Annotated in this window: 16 protein-coding genes; 4 read left to right on the forward strand and 12 right to left on the reverse strand. The window is 67.4% G+C overall.

Annotation, left to right across the window (positions count from 1 at the left end):
• Window positions 1-9: 9 nt before the first annotated feature.
• The 7 genes from AC1DMQ_RS18155 to AC1DMQ_RS18185 all read right to left on the reverse strand — a co-directional run bounded on the left by AC1DMQ_RS18155 (window position 10) and on the right by AC1DMQ_RS18185 (window position 6,221).
• Window positions 10-195: a hypothetical protein gene (locus AC1DMQ_RS18155; protein WP_477034955.1), complete on the reverse strand. Its 186-nt coding sequence runs from the start codon at window positions 193-195 to the stop codon at window positions 10-12.
• A 1-nt stretch (window position 196) separates the two neighbouring features.
• Complete coding sequence (locus AC1DMQ_RS18160) at window positions 197-379, reverse strand: coiled-coil domain-containing protein (protein WP_477034956.1); 183 nt, start codon at window positions 377-379, stop codon at window positions 197-199.
• Window positions 376-627, reverse strand: coding sequence for a hypothetical protein (locus AC1DMQ_RS18165; RefSeq protein WP_477034957.1), 252 nt, complete (start codon window positions 625-627; stop codon window positions 376-378). Before AC1DMQ_RS18165 ends, AC1DMQ_RS18160 begins: the two co-directional genes overlap by 4 nt.
• Window positions 628-743: 116 nt before the next feature.
• The gene (locus tag AC1DMQ_RS18170) at window positions 744-2,027 is read right to left on the reverse strand and encodes an alginate lyase family protein (RefSeq protein WP_477034958.1); all 1,284 of its coding nucleotides are present in this window, start codon (window positions 2,025-2,027) and stop codon (window positions 744-746) included.
• Between the two features lie 117 nt (window positions 2,028-2,144).
• Window positions 2,145-3,605 carry an efflux transporter outer membrane subunit gene (locus AC1DMQ_RS18175; RefSeq protein ID WP_477034959.1) on the reverse strand — a complete coding sequence of 487 codons (1,461 nt, stop codon included), beginning with the start codon at window positions 3,603-3,605 and terminating at the stop codon, window positions 2,145-2,147.
• Window positions 3,589-5,127: a DHA2 family efflux MFS transporter permease subunit gene (locus AC1DMQ_RS18180; RefSeq protein WP_477034960.1), complete on the reverse strand. Its 1,539-nt coding sequence runs from the start codon at window positions 5,125-5,127 to the stop codon at window positions 3,589-3,591. Before AC1DMQ_RS18180 ends, AC1DMQ_RS18175 begins: the two co-directional genes overlap by 17 nt.
• Entirely contained in the window at window positions 5,124-6,221 is a 1,098-nt protein-coding gene (locus tag AC1DMQ_RS18185) for an HlyD family secretion protein (RefSeq protein WP_477034961.1), read from the reverse strand. The genes AC1DMQ_RS18180 and AC1DMQ_RS18185 overlap by 4 nt, the downstream gene beginning before the upstream one ends.
• A 145-nt stretch (window positions 6,222-6,366) precedes the next feature.
• On the opposite strand from AC1DMQ_RS18185, the gene AC1DMQ_RS18190 reads away from it, so the two are divergent.
• Window positions 6,367-7,335: a LysR family transcriptional regulator gene (locus tag AC1DMQ_RS18190; RefSeq protein ID WP_477034962.1), complete on the forward strand. Its 969-nt coding sequence runs from the start codon at window positions 6,367-6,369 to the stop codon at window positions 7,333-7,335.
• Between the two features lie 435 nt (window positions 7,336-7,770).
• A complete protein-coding gene (locus AC1DMQ_RS18195) occupies window positions 7,771-8,106 on the forward strand; it encodes a hypothetical protein (RefSeq protein ID WP_477034963.1) in 336 nt (111 codons plus the stop codon).
• Window positions 8,107-8,367: 261 nt separating this feature from the next.
• Here the strand turns inward: AC1DMQ_RS18195 and AC1DMQ_RS18200 are convergent, their stop codons facing one another.
• The 3 genes from AC1DMQ_RS18200 to AC1DMQ_RS18210 are packed head-to-tail and all read right to left on the reverse strand — an operon-like array spanning window position 8,368 to window position 10,551.
• Complete coding sequence (locus AC1DMQ_RS18200) at window positions 8,368-9,426, reverse strand: PAS domain-containing sensor histidine kinase (protein WP_477034964.1); 1,059 nt, start codon at window positions 9,424-9,426, stop codon at window positions 8,368-8,370.
• 20 nt (window positions 9,427-9,446) lie between these two features.
• Window positions 9,447-10,115 carry a response regulator gene (locus tag AC1DMQ_RS18205; RefSeq protein WP_056437492.1) on the reverse strand — a complete coding sequence of 223 codons (669 nt, stop codon included), beginning with the start codon at window positions 10,113-10,115 and terminating at the stop codon, window positions 9,447-9,449.
• A gap of 46 nt (window positions 10,116-10,161) precedes the next feature.
• The gene (locus tag AC1DMQ_RS18210) at window positions 10,162-10,551 is read right to left on the reverse strand and encodes a hypothetical protein (protein ID WP_477034965.1); all 390 of its coding nucleotides are present in this window, start codon (window positions 10,549-10,551) and stop codon (window positions 10,162-10,164) included.
• Window positions 10,552-10,778: 227 nt separating this feature from the next.
• Between AC1DMQ_RS18210 and AC1DMQ_RS18215 the strand changes: the two genes are divergently transcribed.
• A complete protein-coding gene (locus tag AC1DMQ_RS18215) occupies window positions 10,779-11,888 on the forward strand; it encodes a BamA/TamA family outer membrane protein (protein ID WP_477034966.1) in 1,110 nt (369 codons plus the stop codon).
• Between the two features lie 88 nt (window positions 11,889-11,976).
• The gene (locus AC1DMQ_RS18220) at window positions 11,977-12,396 is read left to right on the forward strand and encodes an EF-hand domain-containing protein (RefSeq protein ID WP_477034967.1); all 420 of its coding nucleotides are present in this window, start codon (window positions 11,977-11,979) and stop codon (window positions 12,394-12,396) included.
• An 82-nt stretch (window positions 12,397-12,478) separates the two neighbouring features.
• Here AC1DMQ_RS18220 and AC1DMQ_RS18225 read toward each other — a convergent pair whose 3' ends face one another.
• Both AC1DMQ_RS18225 and AC1DMQ_RS18230 read right to left on the reverse strand, forming a co-directional pair.
• Window positions 12,479-13,408 carry an HAD family hydrolase gene (locus tag AC1DMQ_RS18225; protein WP_477034968.1) on the reverse strand — a complete coding sequence of 310 codons (930 nt, stop codon included), beginning with the start codon at window positions 13,406-13,408 and terminating at the stop codon, window positions 12,479-12,481.
• Between the two features lie 17 nt (window positions 13,409-13,425).
• Window positions 13,426-14,337 carry a formylglycine-generating enzyme family protein gene (locus tag AC1DMQ_RS18230; RefSeq protein ID WP_477034969.1) on the reverse strand — a complete coding sequence of 304 codons (912 nt, stop codon included), beginning with the start codon at window positions 14,335-14,337 and terminating at the stop codon, window positions 13,426-13,428.
• Between the last annotated feature and the right edge of the window lie 160 nt (window positions 14,338-14,497).

Below are 14,497 nucleotides of genomic sequence, written 5' to 3' on the forward strand. Positions count from 1 at the left end.
AGCAAAATCCTAGTCCCTTTCAGCGAGGGCGGCGACTCCGGCGGGCGTGATCACCCAGCCGCCACCGGTACGCTCCGCCAGGCCGAGATCGGTCAGCGCTCGCGCATCGGCGATGTTGATCCAATCGACCGCATCGCCAGCCTTCTTCCTGGCCAGGTTCTTCAACGCCACCAACTGGCTCGGCGAGAGCATCATGCTATTGGCCGCCAGACAGGGGATCGGGCGACACCATCGCCCGTCGCCCGCTTACACGTTCCAACTCCTGCTGCATGCGCAGAACCTGGCCGCCGAGGCTTGTGACGTCGTCCTGGAGTTGGGCGTTGCGACGCTTCAGGTAGTCGTTCTCCCGGCGAAGGGTCTGGGCGTCTTCGTCCGTCATGCCTCGACCTCGTCAGGAGTTGTCGCCGCAACCGCGCGGATCACCGCGTGCAGCAGCGCGGCGCGATGAGGCGAAAGCTCGGGATCCTTGAGCTCCAGGCGGGCGCCCTCGGCGATCCTGCCCTGGTGACGGTTTCCCAGGAACATGGTCTCGGCGCGAATTTCCTGCGCCGTAATCCTATGGATGCCGATGAGTTCGAGCAGGGCGGTCCAACGCGTCGTCTGACGCGTGTCCGGATGGTCGGACATGAAGTCCTTTCAGGCCGGCGATCCCGCATGGCGCGGGGCGATCACGGGCTCCGCCCACTATAGCGCGCCCGCGCCTCAATAGCTCCGGCGCTTTTTTTGGGCAGCCCTGGAAAGGCCTAGGGTTTCGGTGCGGCCACTAGGCGGTTGAGGTTGGCCGGGTAACGCTCCGCCAGGACCGACGCCTTGTCGGCCAGAGCCTTGTCGCCATAGGCCATGGCGGCGGCGGTGAACAGCGGCAGCGCCTCGGACGAGGCGTCCTCGGGCTTCAGTTCCGGATGGGGAAAGCTGGCTTCCTTGCCGACATACGGCGCCAGGAAGTCGAAGGCCGCGCGCAGGCCGCGGCCGTCGGCGGTCTGGTAGCGCCACAGGTCCAAGTCCATGCAGCGCCCGAACTGCGCCGTGCCGACCAGGGCTTCCAAGGCGAAGTAGCTGTAGTGCAGGGCGCGGGTGCGCTTCAGCTCCAGCGGCAGCGAACCGTCCGGCGCGACCTGGGTCTTGATCCGTCGAGCGCCGGCCTCGGCGACCACCTGACGGGTCGCGGCGTCCTGCCGGGCGAACAGCGAGAAGCCGGCCAGCTGGTAGTCGAACCAGATGCCGTGGTTGTTGGCGGCGGCCTGTTCCTCGCGGCCATTGGGATCGGTGCGCATCCAGATGGTGTAGTCGGCGAACCAGCGCTCGAGGCCCTTCTGGTCGGCGTCCGACAGGGCCTTGGACGGAGCCAGCAGGCCCACGCCTTCGATCACCTTCAGCAGGCGGTAAGTATCGAGCACGCCCTCGGCCCGGCCGGTGCTGCGGCCCGGCACGCCTTGGGCGTACTTGGTGTTGGGGTTCATCCGGGTGGCCGGATCCAGGAACCAGACGCGCAGCAGCTGGGCGGCCTTGGTGGCGTAGCGGGCGTCGTCGGTGAACCAGTAGGCCAGGGACAGGGCCTCGACCGAGCCGCTCATGGCGTCCAGGTCGGAGACGTCGAAGGCGTTGGTGGCCCGCTCGGGATTGAACTCGCCGTCGCGGCGCAGATAGGGCTCGCCATTGGGCTTGCTGGGGTCGGGCCACCAGTAGGGACCCATCGAGATGTAGTCATGCTTGTCGCCGCTGGGCGGGGTGCGGGTCTTGTCCACGACCGTATAGGTCGGGCCGGCCAGGGCGGCGTCGGCGCGCTTGATCACGGCGGCGTAGGCGGCGGCGATCGCGGGGTCGGCGCGGTGGGCCTTGGCGTATTCCAGGCCCTCGGGACTCCAGCGGAAAAGGCGGCGACCGCCGAAGGCCGCGGCGGTTCCGTCACCGCCCTTGCAGACGCCGGCCGGGGCGGAAGGGACCGTCGGCTCGGCGGCGAAAGCGGGAACGACCGCGCTCAGCGACAACAGGGCCACGAGGCCGACGACGGCCGTTTTCGTTCGCATGGTCAGCATCCCCAATCCGTCGACGCGCCTTGGACTCGGCGTCGGTTCGGCCGGCACCATAACGGGTCCGGTCAGCCACGCAAGCAATTGGCCTGACCAAATGTTGGATTTGGTCAGTTAGGTCGTCGCGCTCCGCCAATCGGCGCCGGACGCCGCGAACAGCCGAACCGCGTCGGCCAGGCGCTGGCCCTGGGCGCGCACCCGCGAGACCTGGATCTCGTGGACCCGGCGCTGGGCGTCCAGCACCTCCAGCAGCGTGCCGCCGCCCTTGTCGTAGGCGACGCGGGCCAGACGCAGGCTCTCGCCGGCCTGGGCTTCGGAACGGCCATAGGSGGCGATGGCCGCGTCGTCGGCCGCCAGGGCCGACAGGGCGTCGGCTACTTGGGCAAAGGCGATCAGGACGGTTTGCTGGTAGCGGGCCGATGAGGCCACCGCCGCCTCGCGCGCCTGTTGCCGACGGGCCTTCAGCGCGCCGCCGTTGAAGATCGGCGCGGTCAGCCCGGCCCCGACGTTCCAGGCGGTGGCGTCGTAGAAGAAGAAGTCCGACGGGTTCAGCGAGCCCTGGGTCAGGGATGCGGTCAGCTTGACGTTCGGATAGAGGTCGGCGGTCGCCACCCCGATATCGGCGGTGGCGGCGTGCAGGTCGGCCTCGGCGGCCAGGATGTCCGGACGCTTGCGGACCAGGGCCGAGGGCAGGGCGACAGGTACGGGCGCGGCCAGGTTCAGGTCGGCCAGGGTGAAGTCCGGCGCGGTCCAGTCGGCGGGCGCGTGGCCGACCAGCAGGGCCAGGGCGTGGCGGGCGGCGGCCAGTTGACCCTGCAGCGGCGGCAGAAGGGCGCGGTCCTGTTCCAGCTGGCTCTGGGCCGAGACCCGCGCCGTGGCGGTCGAACCGCCCAGGGTGTTGGCCTTGTGGACCAGGTCGATATTGGCCTGGTCGGCGACGATCATCTGGGTCACCGCCTCGATCTGGGCATTGAGCGTGGCGATGGTCAGGGCCTGCAGGGCGACATTGGCCGTCAGGGTCAGATAGGCCGCGTCGCTGCGCCGGGTCTGGGCCTCGACCCGAGCCGCCGCGCCCTCGATCCGACGCCGATTGCCGCCGAACAGATCGAGGTCGTAGCCGACCGCGCCGCCCACCGAATAGAGGTTGAAGGTCGGGTTCTCCAGCTTGACGTCGCCGAAGCTGGTGAAGCCGAAGGCCTGCAAGTTGGCGCGCTCGCGGTTGACGCCGGCGGTGGCGTCGACCTTCGGGCCGGCCGCGCCACGTGCCTGGGCCAGGGCTGACTGCGACTGACGCAGGGTGGCGTCGGCCTCGGCCAGGGTCGGGCTGTCGGCCAGGGCCTGGCGGATCGTGGCGTCCAGCGCCGGCGAGCCCAGGGCCGTCCACCACGGACCGGCCGTGGCGGCGGCGTCCAGGCGAGCCTCTGCGGGCGCGGTCTCGCCTTGGGCGGCATAGCCCGGGGTCTTGGGCGCATCCGGCTGGGCGAAGTTAGGCCCCACGGTCGTGCAGGCGCCGGCCAGGACGGCCAGGCTGACGGAGGCGGCGAGGGCGGCGAAGCGCTTAGTGTTCGGCGACATGGACGGTCTCTTCCCCCGTGGATTTCTTTTTGGGGGTTCGCATCAGGAGGATCATGGGGGCGCACAGGATGGTGATGCCCAGCATCAGCTGGAAATCGTCGATGTAGGACAGCATCGAGGCCTGGCGGGTGATCACGGCGTTGAACCGGGCCATGGCGTCCGTCGTGGCGAAGACCAGCGGCGCATAGGCCTGGAACAGCGGGTTGTCGGGCCGGGCGTGCTCGACCAGCTTGGCGTGGTGCACCTCGATGCCGCTGACGAACCGGGCCTGCATGATCGAGATGCCGGCCGCCGAACCGATGTTACGGATCAGGGTGAACAGGCCCGCGCCCTCGGCCCGGTGCTGGGGCCTGACGGTGGCGAAGGCGATGGTGCTGAGCGGCACGAAGATCAGGCCCGTGCCGACGCCCGACAGGAAACCCGAGACGATGATCAGGTGGGTGTCCATGCCCAGGCTGAACTGGGTCATCATCCACAGCGATACCGCGCTGACCGACAGGCCGATCAGGAGGATGAGCTTGATGCTCATCCGTCCGATCAGCTGGCCGACGGCGAACATGGCGATGAACGAGCCGATGCCGCGCGGCATGCTGACCAGGCCCGTGAAGGCCACCGGATAGCCCAGCAGGTTCTGCATCATCGGCGGGAGCAGGGCGAGCACGCTGTAGAGCAGGATGCCGATGAAGAAGCCGAACACGCAGCAGGTGATGAAGTTGGTGTCGGCCAGCAGGGCGCGGTCGACGAACGGCTTCTTGGCGGTCGCCAGCTGCACGCCGAAGATCCACAGCGAGACGATGCCGACGATCAGGTAGGTCCAGATCTCGGTCGAGGCGAACCAGTCCTGGCTGGGGCCGCGGTCCAGCATCATCTGGAAGCCGCCGATGGCCAGGGCCAGGCTGGCGAAGCCCAGGACGTCGAACCGGCGCTTTTCGGCGCTCTTCTTCTCCGACAGGAACAGGAACACCCCGGCGAAGGCCAGGATGCCGATCGGCAGGTTGATGAAGAACACCCAGCGCCAGTCGAGATTGTCGGTCAGCCAGCCGCCCAGGGCCGGACCCAGGATCGGACCCAGCACCGCCCCGGCGCCCCAGATAGCCATGGCCGAGCCGTGCTTCTCGGGCGGGTTGATGTCGAGCAGCACCGCCTGGGACAGCGGGATCAGGGCCGCGCCGAACAGGCCCTGCAGCAGGCGGAACAGCACGATCTCGACAAGGCTGCCGGCGATCCCGCACAGCATCGAGGCGGCGGTGAAGCCGGCGATCGACACCAGGAACACCATCTTGCGACCCACCCGATCGGCCAGGAAGCCGGTCAGGGGCGTCATGATGGTGGCGGCGACGATATAAGACGTCAGAACCCAGGTGATCTGCTCGGCCGAGGCCGAGACGCTGCCCTGGATGTGCGGCAGGGCGACGTTGGCGATCGTCGTGTCCAGCGAGTTCATGATCGTCGCCAGCATGACCGAGATCGTGATCGCGACCCGGTTGGCCGCGTCGCCCTTGCCGTTGCCGGCGCCGGTCATTTCGCGCCCTGATCCTTGGGGGCGTCCTTAGCAGAGCGGACGTCGACCTTGGCCTTGGCGCTGAGGCCGGCGCTCAGATGCGGGGCGCTCTCGTCGAGAGCCAGGCGGACGGGCAGGCGCTGGACGACCTTGACCCAGTTGCCGGTGGCGTTCTCGGGCGGCAGCAGGGCGAAGCTCGAACCGGTGCCGGGGCTGAAGCTGACCACATGGGCTTTCAGCGGCCGGTCGTAGGCGTCGACCTTGATCGTCGCCGGCTGGCCGATCCGCATGTGGGCCAACTGGTCCTCCTTGAAGTTGGCCTCGATCCAGGGTTGGCCCGAGACCAACCAGAACAGGGTCTGGGAGGCGGCGACACGGTTGCCCACCTGCAGCTGCTCGACCTTGGTCACCACGCCGTCGGCGGGGGCGACGACGGTCGCATAGCTCAGATCCAGTTTGGCGCGGTCGAGGTCGGCCTGGGCCTGCATCACCTTGGGCTGTCGGTCGGCGGCCACGTCGACGCGACCGCCGATGTCGGCCAGGGCCGAGGCGATCTGCTGGCGCACGACAGCGATCTGGCGGCGGGCTTGCTCGGCGGCGTGGGCGGCCTCGTCGGCCTGGGCCCTGGTGGCGACGCCGGCGGCGGCCAGGGCTTGCTGGCGGGCGGCTTCGCGCTGGGTGTAGGCCACGGTCTCCTGGGCGGCGGCCAGGTCGGCGTTGCGCTGGTCGTAGACGGCGCGCGAGCCCTGGGTCTCGAAGCGGGCGGCGGCCAGGGCGGCCTCGGCCTGGGCCTGGGCGACCTGGAAGTCGGCCGGGTCGAGGCGGAACAGGACCTGGCCCTTCCTGACCGTCTGGTTCTCGCCGACGTCGATCTCGATCACCCGCCCCGCCACGCTGGGGCTGATGGCGGCCCGCGCCGCCTGGACATAGGCGTCGTCGGTCGTCTCGAACTTGCCGCCGGTCAGGATGAAGAACGCGACGATGGCCAGCACGATCAGCGGACCGCCGATCATCAGCGGCCAGCGCAGTCTCTGACCCAGGGTTCGTTGCTGGCGTTTACGGGCCGCTTCTTCTTCGACTTCGGCGATCGCCTGATAACCTTCCGCGTCGCTCACGCAATGCTCCACGCCCAAGCGGCCAGCGCTCAGGCCGGCCGCGGATCACACACAGTTTGATGAGGAGGGCCGGGGAGGGCCCTACCTTGACCGCGAGATAGGACTCCCGAGGTCATGAGCAAAATGATATTCCGTCACAGCAATCATGAATGACGCGCATTTCAAGACTCTCGACCTCAACCTGCTGCGGGTGTTCGACGCCCTGCTGGAGGAAGAGAGCGCGACCCGAGCGGGCTCCAAGCTGGGCCTGACCCAGTCGGCGATCAGCCACGCCCTGGGCCGCCTGCGCTTGTCGCTGGGCGACGACCTGTTCGTGCGGGGGCCGTCAGGTCTGCAGGCGACCCCGCGCGCCGTCGAGATGGGCGGACCGGTTCGGGCGTCCCTGAAGCTGCTGGAGACCGCCGTCACGGCCTCGCGTTTCGATCCAGCCGCCGACCAGCGAACCTTTCATGTCAGCGCCAGCGCCTATCTCTGCTCGGTCCTCCTGCCCGGCGTCGTGCGGCGGGTGCAGGCGCAGGCTCCGGGCGTGAAGCTGCGCATCGGCGGGATCGAAGGCCCTCTGGTCGAGGACCTCGATCGTGGACGGCTGGACATGGTGATCGGCGGATTCGAGCACGTGGCGCCGCGCTTCGTCCACACGCCGCTGTTCACGGAGACCGGGGTCTGGGTGATCCGCGTCGACCACCCCGTCGCCCTGGCGGCCGGCGATGGCGAGATCACGCCGCAGGCCCTGGCCGGCGTGCCCTATCTGGTCGTCTCCGGTGGTCAGGAGAACGAGGAGACACGACGGGGATCACGGCGTGAGCTGGGCCTTCGACGCATCACCAGCTGGAGCGACGACTACGCCCTGCCGTCGATGCGCGGGCTCAAGGGGCCGGTCACCGTGCCGGACGCTTCCTCGGCCCTGGTGATGGTCAGCCAGACGGACATGGCGGCCCTGCTGCCCCGACGATTGGCGACCCTCGCGGCGGACCGTGGGGCCGTCGTCCTGGTGGAGCCGAGCCGGCACCCCGAGCCGGCCCAGTTCGGAGCGGTGATCCGGGGCGGCGAGAGCGAGGCGGGACCGGTGGCCTGGCTCATGCGCCTAGTCAGCGAGGCCGCGGCGGAACTCTGAAAACCGCTCGCGGACTTGACGAACGACGAAGCAAGCGCAACCTTTCCGCGTAGGGGCGTGGCCGATTCTCCACAGTCTGGTGCAAATGCCCGATTATCCCTGGGCCAGTAGGTCGTTTTCCGTGCCCGTAAGAGGGGTTCGCCTGATTTGAGATCGGGCAGGACGCCCTGATAACGGTGGACGTCTCGAAGAAACATCCCACGCATTGCTTTGGTGTCTGTCGCGCGTTCCCCGCCTGGCGAGGATAGCTCCGGGCCATACGCGCGCCGTTCGTTCGAGGCCTCGACAATTTCACGAAGGATCGGCTGCTGGCTCCTTCTCCTCCAGCCGCTCATTTGCACTAGTTAACAATTGAGCCGACCCAAACAGCGTTTCGCCCGTTCTACTCTGGTGTCGTCCTGGGATTCGCCTGCGGGGAGTCAATCGTGGCGCAGCTTGAACTCGATCGTTATGGTCGCACCGTCGACGACATCCGACGGCCCCATCCGTCCGTATCTGCTCGCACCCGGTTTTCGCAGCGACATGCCGATGACAAATCTTGAGATCCGAGTAGCCGCGCTGCAGTTCCTAAGCCTTCGGCTCTGCGCGGCGCTGTCGCTCGAACAGCTCGAAGAAATTCGGCAGTCGACCCTGGACGGGGTGAGGGCGTCGGACATCGAGTCCCTGCAGATGCAGTCGGAGTTCCTGAAGCTGCTCGACGACGCCATCGACCGGGCACGCCAGAAGCAGGCCGCCACGAGCGAGATCAAGAGTTCCGTTCACCTGGCCTGATCGGGCCTAGTCGAAGAACCTGGCCGTAAGGATTTTCTCGCGCCATTCGAGGGTTTGACCTGATGGCGCTCGCGCCGTCGTGGCCCCAATCTGGCTTGGCTCGCTCGCCAAGGCGTCACCCCCGATTTCCCTTGGCAAGCCGCGGTTCGCTCATCCCCCAAGAGCGCGGCCGTGGTCGCGGGTCGAGAGCCGGCCCACATGTCCCGACGCATGTGCTGGGCCGGCTCTCCCACGCGTCCCTCCCTCAGCGATCCAGCAGGCTCAGTCCTCGCCCTCGGGCAGGAACGGGGCCCAGGCCTCCAGCGCCAGGCCCGGTTCGGCGTTGCGCAGCGACAGATGCCCTTTGAGGAACTCCAGGCGCAGGCGCATGCCTTCGAGCCCGACGCCGGGAACGCTGTCGCGTCTCGGCGGCAGGCCCGAGCCGAAATCGCGAACGGTCAGCAGGATCATCTCGCCGGCGACCCGCAGCCTCACGACCGCCTGCTGGCTGCCGGAATGACTGTGGACGTTGGCCAGGGCTTCCTGCACCACGCGGTAGAGCGCGATCTCGGTGGCGTGGGACAGTCGCGGGAAGTCGTCGGAGATGTCGATCGTCACCGCCACGTCCGCGCGTCGCGAGAAGCCGGTCGCGAACTGCCGGATCGCCGCCGCCAGCCCCAGATGCTCCAACGCCGGGGGATGCAGCAGGTAGGCGAAGCTGCGGATCTCGTCCAAGGCGCTGGACAGCAGCCCCGACACCTCGTCGCGCACCAGGCCGGTGCTGACCGGATCCTTGGCGTCCAGCCGCCGCAGCATCAGCTTCGCGCCGGCCAGATGCTGGGCGGTGCTGTCGTGCAGCTCGCGCGCGATGCGCCGTCGTTCGGAATCCTCGGCACGCAGGAGACGCGCCGTAGCCTCCCGCAGGCCCATTTCGGCCCGTCGCTGGATGGAGATGTCCTCGTGGGCGACGATCAGGAAAGGCCGGTCCAGGTGACCGACGCGGACGGCCGACAGCTTCACCCAGCGTGAACCGGTGTCCAACGGCATGACATACTCATGCCGGAAGGGACCGTCTCCCCCGGCGATCAGCGCCCGCAAACCGGCCGCCACTGTATCGCCGCCAGGCGTGCCCAGCCGATCGCAGAAACCCAGATAGTTGCAGCCGACGCCATTGTTGACGGGCTTGAGATCGTTGAGAGTGATGAACTGGACCCAGGCGTCGTTGACGGCGACGATCTCGCCCCGTGCATCCAGCACCGCGACGTTCGCCGTGAACGCGTCCAGGGCGGACTCGTAGAACGCCGGGTCGAACCCTCCGGCCATGCTGTCGCCCGTGTGCATTCGACAGAGCCTCGGGTTGACTAGGCCTCGATCAGCTTGTTGCGGATCGCATAGCGCACGATGTCCGCCAGCGAATGGGCGCCCAGCTTTCGCATGATGTTGCCGCGGTGGCTCTCGACGGTCTTGACGCTGATGTCGAGCATCGAGGCGATGACCTTGTTGCTGCGGGACTCGGCCAGCAGCTGAACGATCAGCAGCTCGCGCGTCGTCAGGGTCTCGGACCCCTCGATGACTTCCCCCAACCCATGCCCGCCGGGCGACAGGTAGCCGCGCAGCACGGCGTCGGTGATCCCCGGGCAGAAGTAGGGCTTGTGGTTCAGCAGGGACGCCACGGCGGCGATGATGTTGTCGGTCGACGCCGACTTGAGCACGAAGCCCCGCGCGCCGGCGCTGAACACCTCGCGCACCAGCTGTTCGCTGTCGTGCATGGTGAAGATCAGCAGTTCGGTATGGGTCTTCAGCTTGCGGACGTCGCGGGCGACGATCACGCCGCTCAGGTCGGGCATGCTGATGTCCAGGATCATGACGTCCGGGACCAACTCCTTGGCCAGGCGGACGGCATCACGTCCGTTCGAAGCCTCGCCGCAGATCGTCCAGCCCGGTTGAGACTCCAGCGCCTCGCGCAGCCCTGCCCGGACGATCGAGTGATCGTCGGCGAGCAGAATGGTCGGGGTGCTAGGCAAGGGCATCTTCGATTCCCGCTCCGATGGCAATGCACACTATAATTGTCAGCTTTCAGCTGAAATGCTTGCGTAATTTTCTGCGCGAGGTTGTGAAATACCCCATCGGCGCACCTGTGGTCGCACAGCGAAACTCGTGTGCATTCCCGAGCCAGGTCAGGGCGTCGTGGCGGCCGAGCAGGCCGTCAGGCGAGGGGGCTTTTCCCAAGCAGAACGGATTGACGGGCTTCTCGTCGACCGCTTCCGCCACGTCGGCGGAAGAGATCGCTTCAAAGCTCCGGGAAGATCGAAGATAGGCCCTAGTGCGCGGGCCCGCGTCCGGCGTGATCGGACCGATCGACGCCACGGTCGACGCCTGGGGTCTTTCCGCCGCGAATGTCGGCGAAATATCCAATCCCCCGACAAAAAGCGCCTCGCCCGTGAAGGCTGTGGCCACCCTACCCATTCAAGAACTCTTCCCTCTACCCGGAAAGCACGGTTGCAGTGCCTTGAGGTAGTAATCTACCGGGTAAAACCCTTAGTCGGCCCTCCTAAATCCCCCGATGGTTTGACGCTCGGGCCTATCCACGAGGGAAATACTGGTGCTTCCGGAAAGCGGGTAGGACTTCACCTGATTGTTCCGACCCGACCGGCGCCCAAAGTTGACGGCATGCGCGTTTAAGGCCGTCCGTCATGCGAAGCCTGATCCTCTGTGGAATTCTCATCGCTTCGCCGACCGCCTTGTGGGCGCAAGACGTCGAGGTTTCCGCCACGAGCCTGCGGACGCCGGTTGAACAAGTCGGCAAGCTGAAGCCGAGCTTCGTGGTCATGCCGATCCCCCTGTCCAACCCCGCGATCGGCAGCGGCCTGGGCGTGGCCGCCCTTGCCATCTACCAGCCTCGAGGCTCTGAACGGCCTTGGACCAGCGGCGCGGGCGGGCTCTACACCGACACCAAGAGCTGGGGCGTCGCGGTGTTCCAGAAGGCCTATCTGGGCGGCGACAAATATCGGGTCACCGCCGGCGTCGGGACGGGCGTCTTCAACGTCGACTTCTACGGCATCGGTTCGGATGCGGGCTCCGACGGACGCTCGGTCGAGCTCGAGCAGAAGACCAGCGGCGCCGTCGTCGAGGTGCTGGCCCGCTTGCGCAAGAACGTCCACGGCGGTCTTCGCTATCGCTACATCAAGATGGACTCCTCGTTCGACACCACCAGCCTGTTACCGCAGTTCGAACTGCCGCCGATCGAGCTCCAGAGCCAGGTTTCGCAGTTGGGCCTTTCCGGAGAGTTCGACACGCGGGACAGCGAGTACTTTCCCCGATCGGGCGTCTACGCCAACGCCCAGTGGCTGGTGTCCGACGACGTCCTGGGCAGCGACTTCGACTATCCCCGGTTCACCGGCGCGGCGAACGGCTATCACAGCGTCAACGACAAGACCGTGCTGGCCTGGCGCGGGTCGGTCTGCCGGTCCGGCGAGGGCGCGCCCTTCTACGACCTGTGCAACTACGGCCAGAGCAACGACCTGCGCGGCTACACCGCCGGCCAATATCGCGACCACGCGATGTTCGCGGTCCAGGCCGAGGTGCGGCGCAAGATCTACAAGCGCTTCGGCGCGGTGGCCTTCGTCGGGGTCGGCGAAGTGTCCACCGAGTTCTCGAAGATGAACACCAAGGACCTTCTGCCGGCGGCCGGGATCGGCGCGCGGTTCGAGGCCTCCACGAAGTACCACGTCAATCTCAGCATCGACTACGCCGTCGGGGACGGTTCCTCGGCCCTCTACTTCTATGTCGGCGAGGCCTTCTGATGGACCGCGTTATCCTTCGCCGCGGCCAGGTCACCAGATTCCTTTGAGTTTCCCCGGGGCCGAGGCCCCATCTTCTGGAGGTCCTTACATGCGTAGACTCGTCCTCATCACCGCCGTGGCGCTGCTGTCCGCGTCCGCCGCGAACGCCCAGCAACTGCTCGCCGACGCCAATAAGGACGGCAAGGTGACCCAGAAGGAATACCAGGACAGTCGCCGAACCTTCCTGATGCGCGCCGACAAGGACAAGGACGGCAAGCTCAGCAAGGCCGAATGGAACCGGGGCGCCGAGCAGGTTCGCAACGAAGTTCGCGCGGAGGGCGTCGACGGCTGGCCGAAGATCGGCAAGGCGGGGCTCTTCGATATGCTGGACACCAACAAGGACGGCTTCGTGACCCCGCCCGAGATCGACGCCTACTACGGCCCGAGGTTCGCCACGTTCGACACCAACCACGACGGCGTCGTCACCCGCTCCGAGGCCAACGCGGCCGAGAAGGCGGCCCGCAAGTAGGCCGCCGCCCGGCGGTCTTCAGACGCGTTCCTGAACTGTCACGGCCCGTCGACCACCATCGGCGGGCCGGCGTTCGTCGCCCCTAGAGCGTCTTGTCCCGAAACAGCCGCGACCAGTCGTCCTTCATGCTGACGACCGTCCAGCCCCGATCGATCGCCGTGCTCAGGGCCACGTCCAGCTTTCCGACGTGGGTGTCCTTGTCATAGGCGTATTCGCGCTCGGGATCGTCGTGATGCAGCAGCATCGGCAGCCGCCGGCCTGGGCCCGAGGCCGTGTATTCCAGCATCGCCAGGTCGCCGTCGGAATTGCCGAACGCCAAGATCGGTCGCCGGCCGATATGCAGGGCGATGTTGACCGGCTTTTCCGCGTACTCGTTGAACGACTGCAGCTCGGGCAGCTTGCGGATTTCGCCGCGGCGACCGTTCAGGCGAAACTCGGTCTTGCCGCTGGAGCCGATCACCCGTTCGCGCGGCACGCCGTACGTCTGCTCGCTGAACATCCGCACGACGTCGACCCCGCCGGCGGTGACGATGAAATTGCGGAAATCGTTGGCCGCCAGATAGGTCAGCAGCTCGCGCATCGGCTGGTAGGCGAGGGCGGTGTAGGGCCTGTCGAAGCGAGGATGCCGCGCCTCGACCAGCCATGTCGCCACGTCCAGCGCGAAAGCCTCCTCGGTGGCGTGGGCGTGCAGGTGCAGCAGCAGCTCGATCACGGCCTGCTTTCCGCACGCGGCCAGGGCCGGCAGGTCCTGATTGAGGAAGGCCTGGAAGACCGGCTTGGCGGCCAGTTCGGGATGCGAGGTCGCCATGTGCTTGGCGCGGTCCAGGGCGAACATGCCCTGGGCGTAGAGGGGGTGCTCGACCCACAGGGTGCCGTCGTTGTCGAACACGGCGATGCGATCGGCCGGGGCGACATAGTCGCGGCCGCCGGGGCGCGTGACCCGCGCGACGAAGTCCAGGATCTTCCGCCTGGGCGAGGTGTCGGACCAACTCGGTAATGGCACTTTGGTCATGGTCGCCTCCGAGCGGCTCAGGCGCGGGATCTGACAATGCAGCGGAAGCCCACATGCGACGCCGAGGTGTCGATCGGCTGCGCGTGTCGCGCCGCCGGCCGGTAGCGTTTGCAGTAACTCGGCGCGCACAGGTGCGAGCCGCCCTTGAGCACCTTCCTGGGGATGCCAAGCCCGTCGGTCTCGCAACTGGCCTCCTCGAGCCCGCCCCTTGGATTCCTGGCGGCGCAGCAGCGGGGCGCCGCGTCCCCCGCATCGGGCGTCGACCACCAGTCCGCCGTCCACTCCCAGGTGTTGCCGATCATGTCGTAGAGGCCGTGACCGTTGGGCGGATAGGCCCCGACCGGCGACGTCCGGGCCCAACCGTCGTCCAGGGTGTTCTGATGGGGGAATACGCCCTGCCAGGTGTTGGCCATGTGGCGACCGTCCTGCAGGAACGTGTCGCCCCAGGCGAACTCCACGTCTTCGAGCCCGCCGCGGGCGGCCAGTTCCCACTCGGCCTCGGTAGGGATCTCGACCCCGGCCCAGGCGGCGTAGGCCAGCACGTCGACCCAGGCGACGTGGACCACGGGATGGTCGCCCAAGCCGTCGATATCGCTGCCGGGTCCATAGGGACGGCGCCAGTTGGCGCCCTGGACGAAGGCCCACCATTGGAGGGGATGGCGAAGATCGACGGGGCCGCGCGGCGGGGTGAACACCATCGACGAGGCGACCAGCAGCGCCGGGTCGGCGCCGGGATAGTCGTCCGGATCGGGCGGCAGTTCGGCGAAGGTGACGTAATCCGCGGCTTCCACGAACTGGGCGAACTGCCGATTGGTCACGGGGCTGGGGTCGATCCAGAACCCGTCGACCGAGACCCGGCGCGCCGGCCGCTCCTCGGGATAGTGATGGTCGGAGCCCATGGTGAAGACGCCGCCGGGGATCCAGGTCATCGCTTCCCTGAGCGGTCGGCGCCAAGTCTTCGCGGAGGGGGCGGAATCGCCAAGGTTCTTCATGCGCGCCCTGTCAGTCGTGAGCGGCTGCGAACGGGACGTATGACTCTGGCATGGCCCGCCTCCACCGCAAGGTCTCTACTAGTGACCATGGGCGACG

It is taken from the genome of Caulobacter sp. 05L422 (assembly GCF_056397765.1).

What these genes read in the sequence shown, in the direction of transcription:
- AC1DMQ_RS18210 (WP_477034965.1), bottom strand. Translation starts at nt 10,551, where the DNA reads ATGGGTAGGGTGGCCACAGCCTTCACGGGCGAGGCGCTTTTTGTCGGG.
- AC1DMQ_RS18220 (WP_477034967.1), top strand. Translation starts at nt 11,977, where the DNA reads ATGCGTAGACTCGTCCTCATCACCGCCGTGGCGCTGCTGTCCGCGTCC.
- AC1DMQ_RS18155 (WP_477034955.1), bottom strand. Translation starts at nt 195, where the DNA reads ATGATGCTCTCGCCGAGCCAGTTGGTGGCGTTGAAGAACCTGGCCAGG.
- AC1DMQ_RS18190 (WP_477034962.1), top strand. Translation starts at nt 6,367, where the DNA reads ATGAATGACGCGCATTTCAAGACTCTCGACCTCAACCTGCTGCGGGTG.
- AC1DMQ_RS18200 (WP_477034964.1), bottom strand. Translation starts at nt 9,426, where the DNA reads ATGCACACGGGCGACAGCATGGCCGGAGGGTTCGACCCGGCGTTCTAC.
- AC1DMQ_RS18160 (WP_477034956.1), bottom strand. Translation starts at nt 379, where the DNA reads ATGACGGACGAAGACGCCCAGACCCTTCGCCGGGAGAACGACTACCTG.
- AC1DMQ_RS18225 (WP_477034968.1), bottom strand. Translation starts at nt 13,408, where the DNA reads ATGACCAAAGTGCCATTACCGAGTTGGTCCGACACCTCGCCCAGGCGG.
- AC1DMQ_RS18180 (WP_477034960.1), bottom strand. Translation starts at nt 5,127, where the DNA reads ATGACCGGCGCCGGCAACGGCAAGGGCGACGCGGCCAACCGGGTCGCG.
- AC1DMQ_RS18230 (WP_477034969.1), bottom strand. Translation starts at nt 14,337, where the DNA reads ATGACCTGGATCCCCGGCGGCGTCTTCACCATGGGCTCCGACCATCAC.
- AC1DMQ_RS18215 (WP_477034966.1), top strand. Translation starts at nt 10,779, where the DNA reads ATGCGAAGCCTGATCCTCTGTGGAATTCTCATCGCTTCGCCGACCGCC.
- AC1DMQ_RS18205 (WP_056437492.1), bottom strand. Translation starts at nt 10,115, where the DNA reads ATGCCCTTGCCTAGCACCCCGACCATTCTGCTCGCCGACGATCACTCG.
- AC1DMQ_RS18165 (WP_477034957.1), bottom strand. Translation starts at nt 627, where the DNA reads ATGTCCGACCATCCGGACACGCGTCAGACGACGCGTTGGACCGCCCTG.
- AC1DMQ_RS18170 (WP_477034958.1), bottom strand. Translation starts at nt 2,027, where the DNA reads ATGCGAACGAAAACGGCCGTCGTCGGCCTCGTGGCCCTGTTGTCGCTG.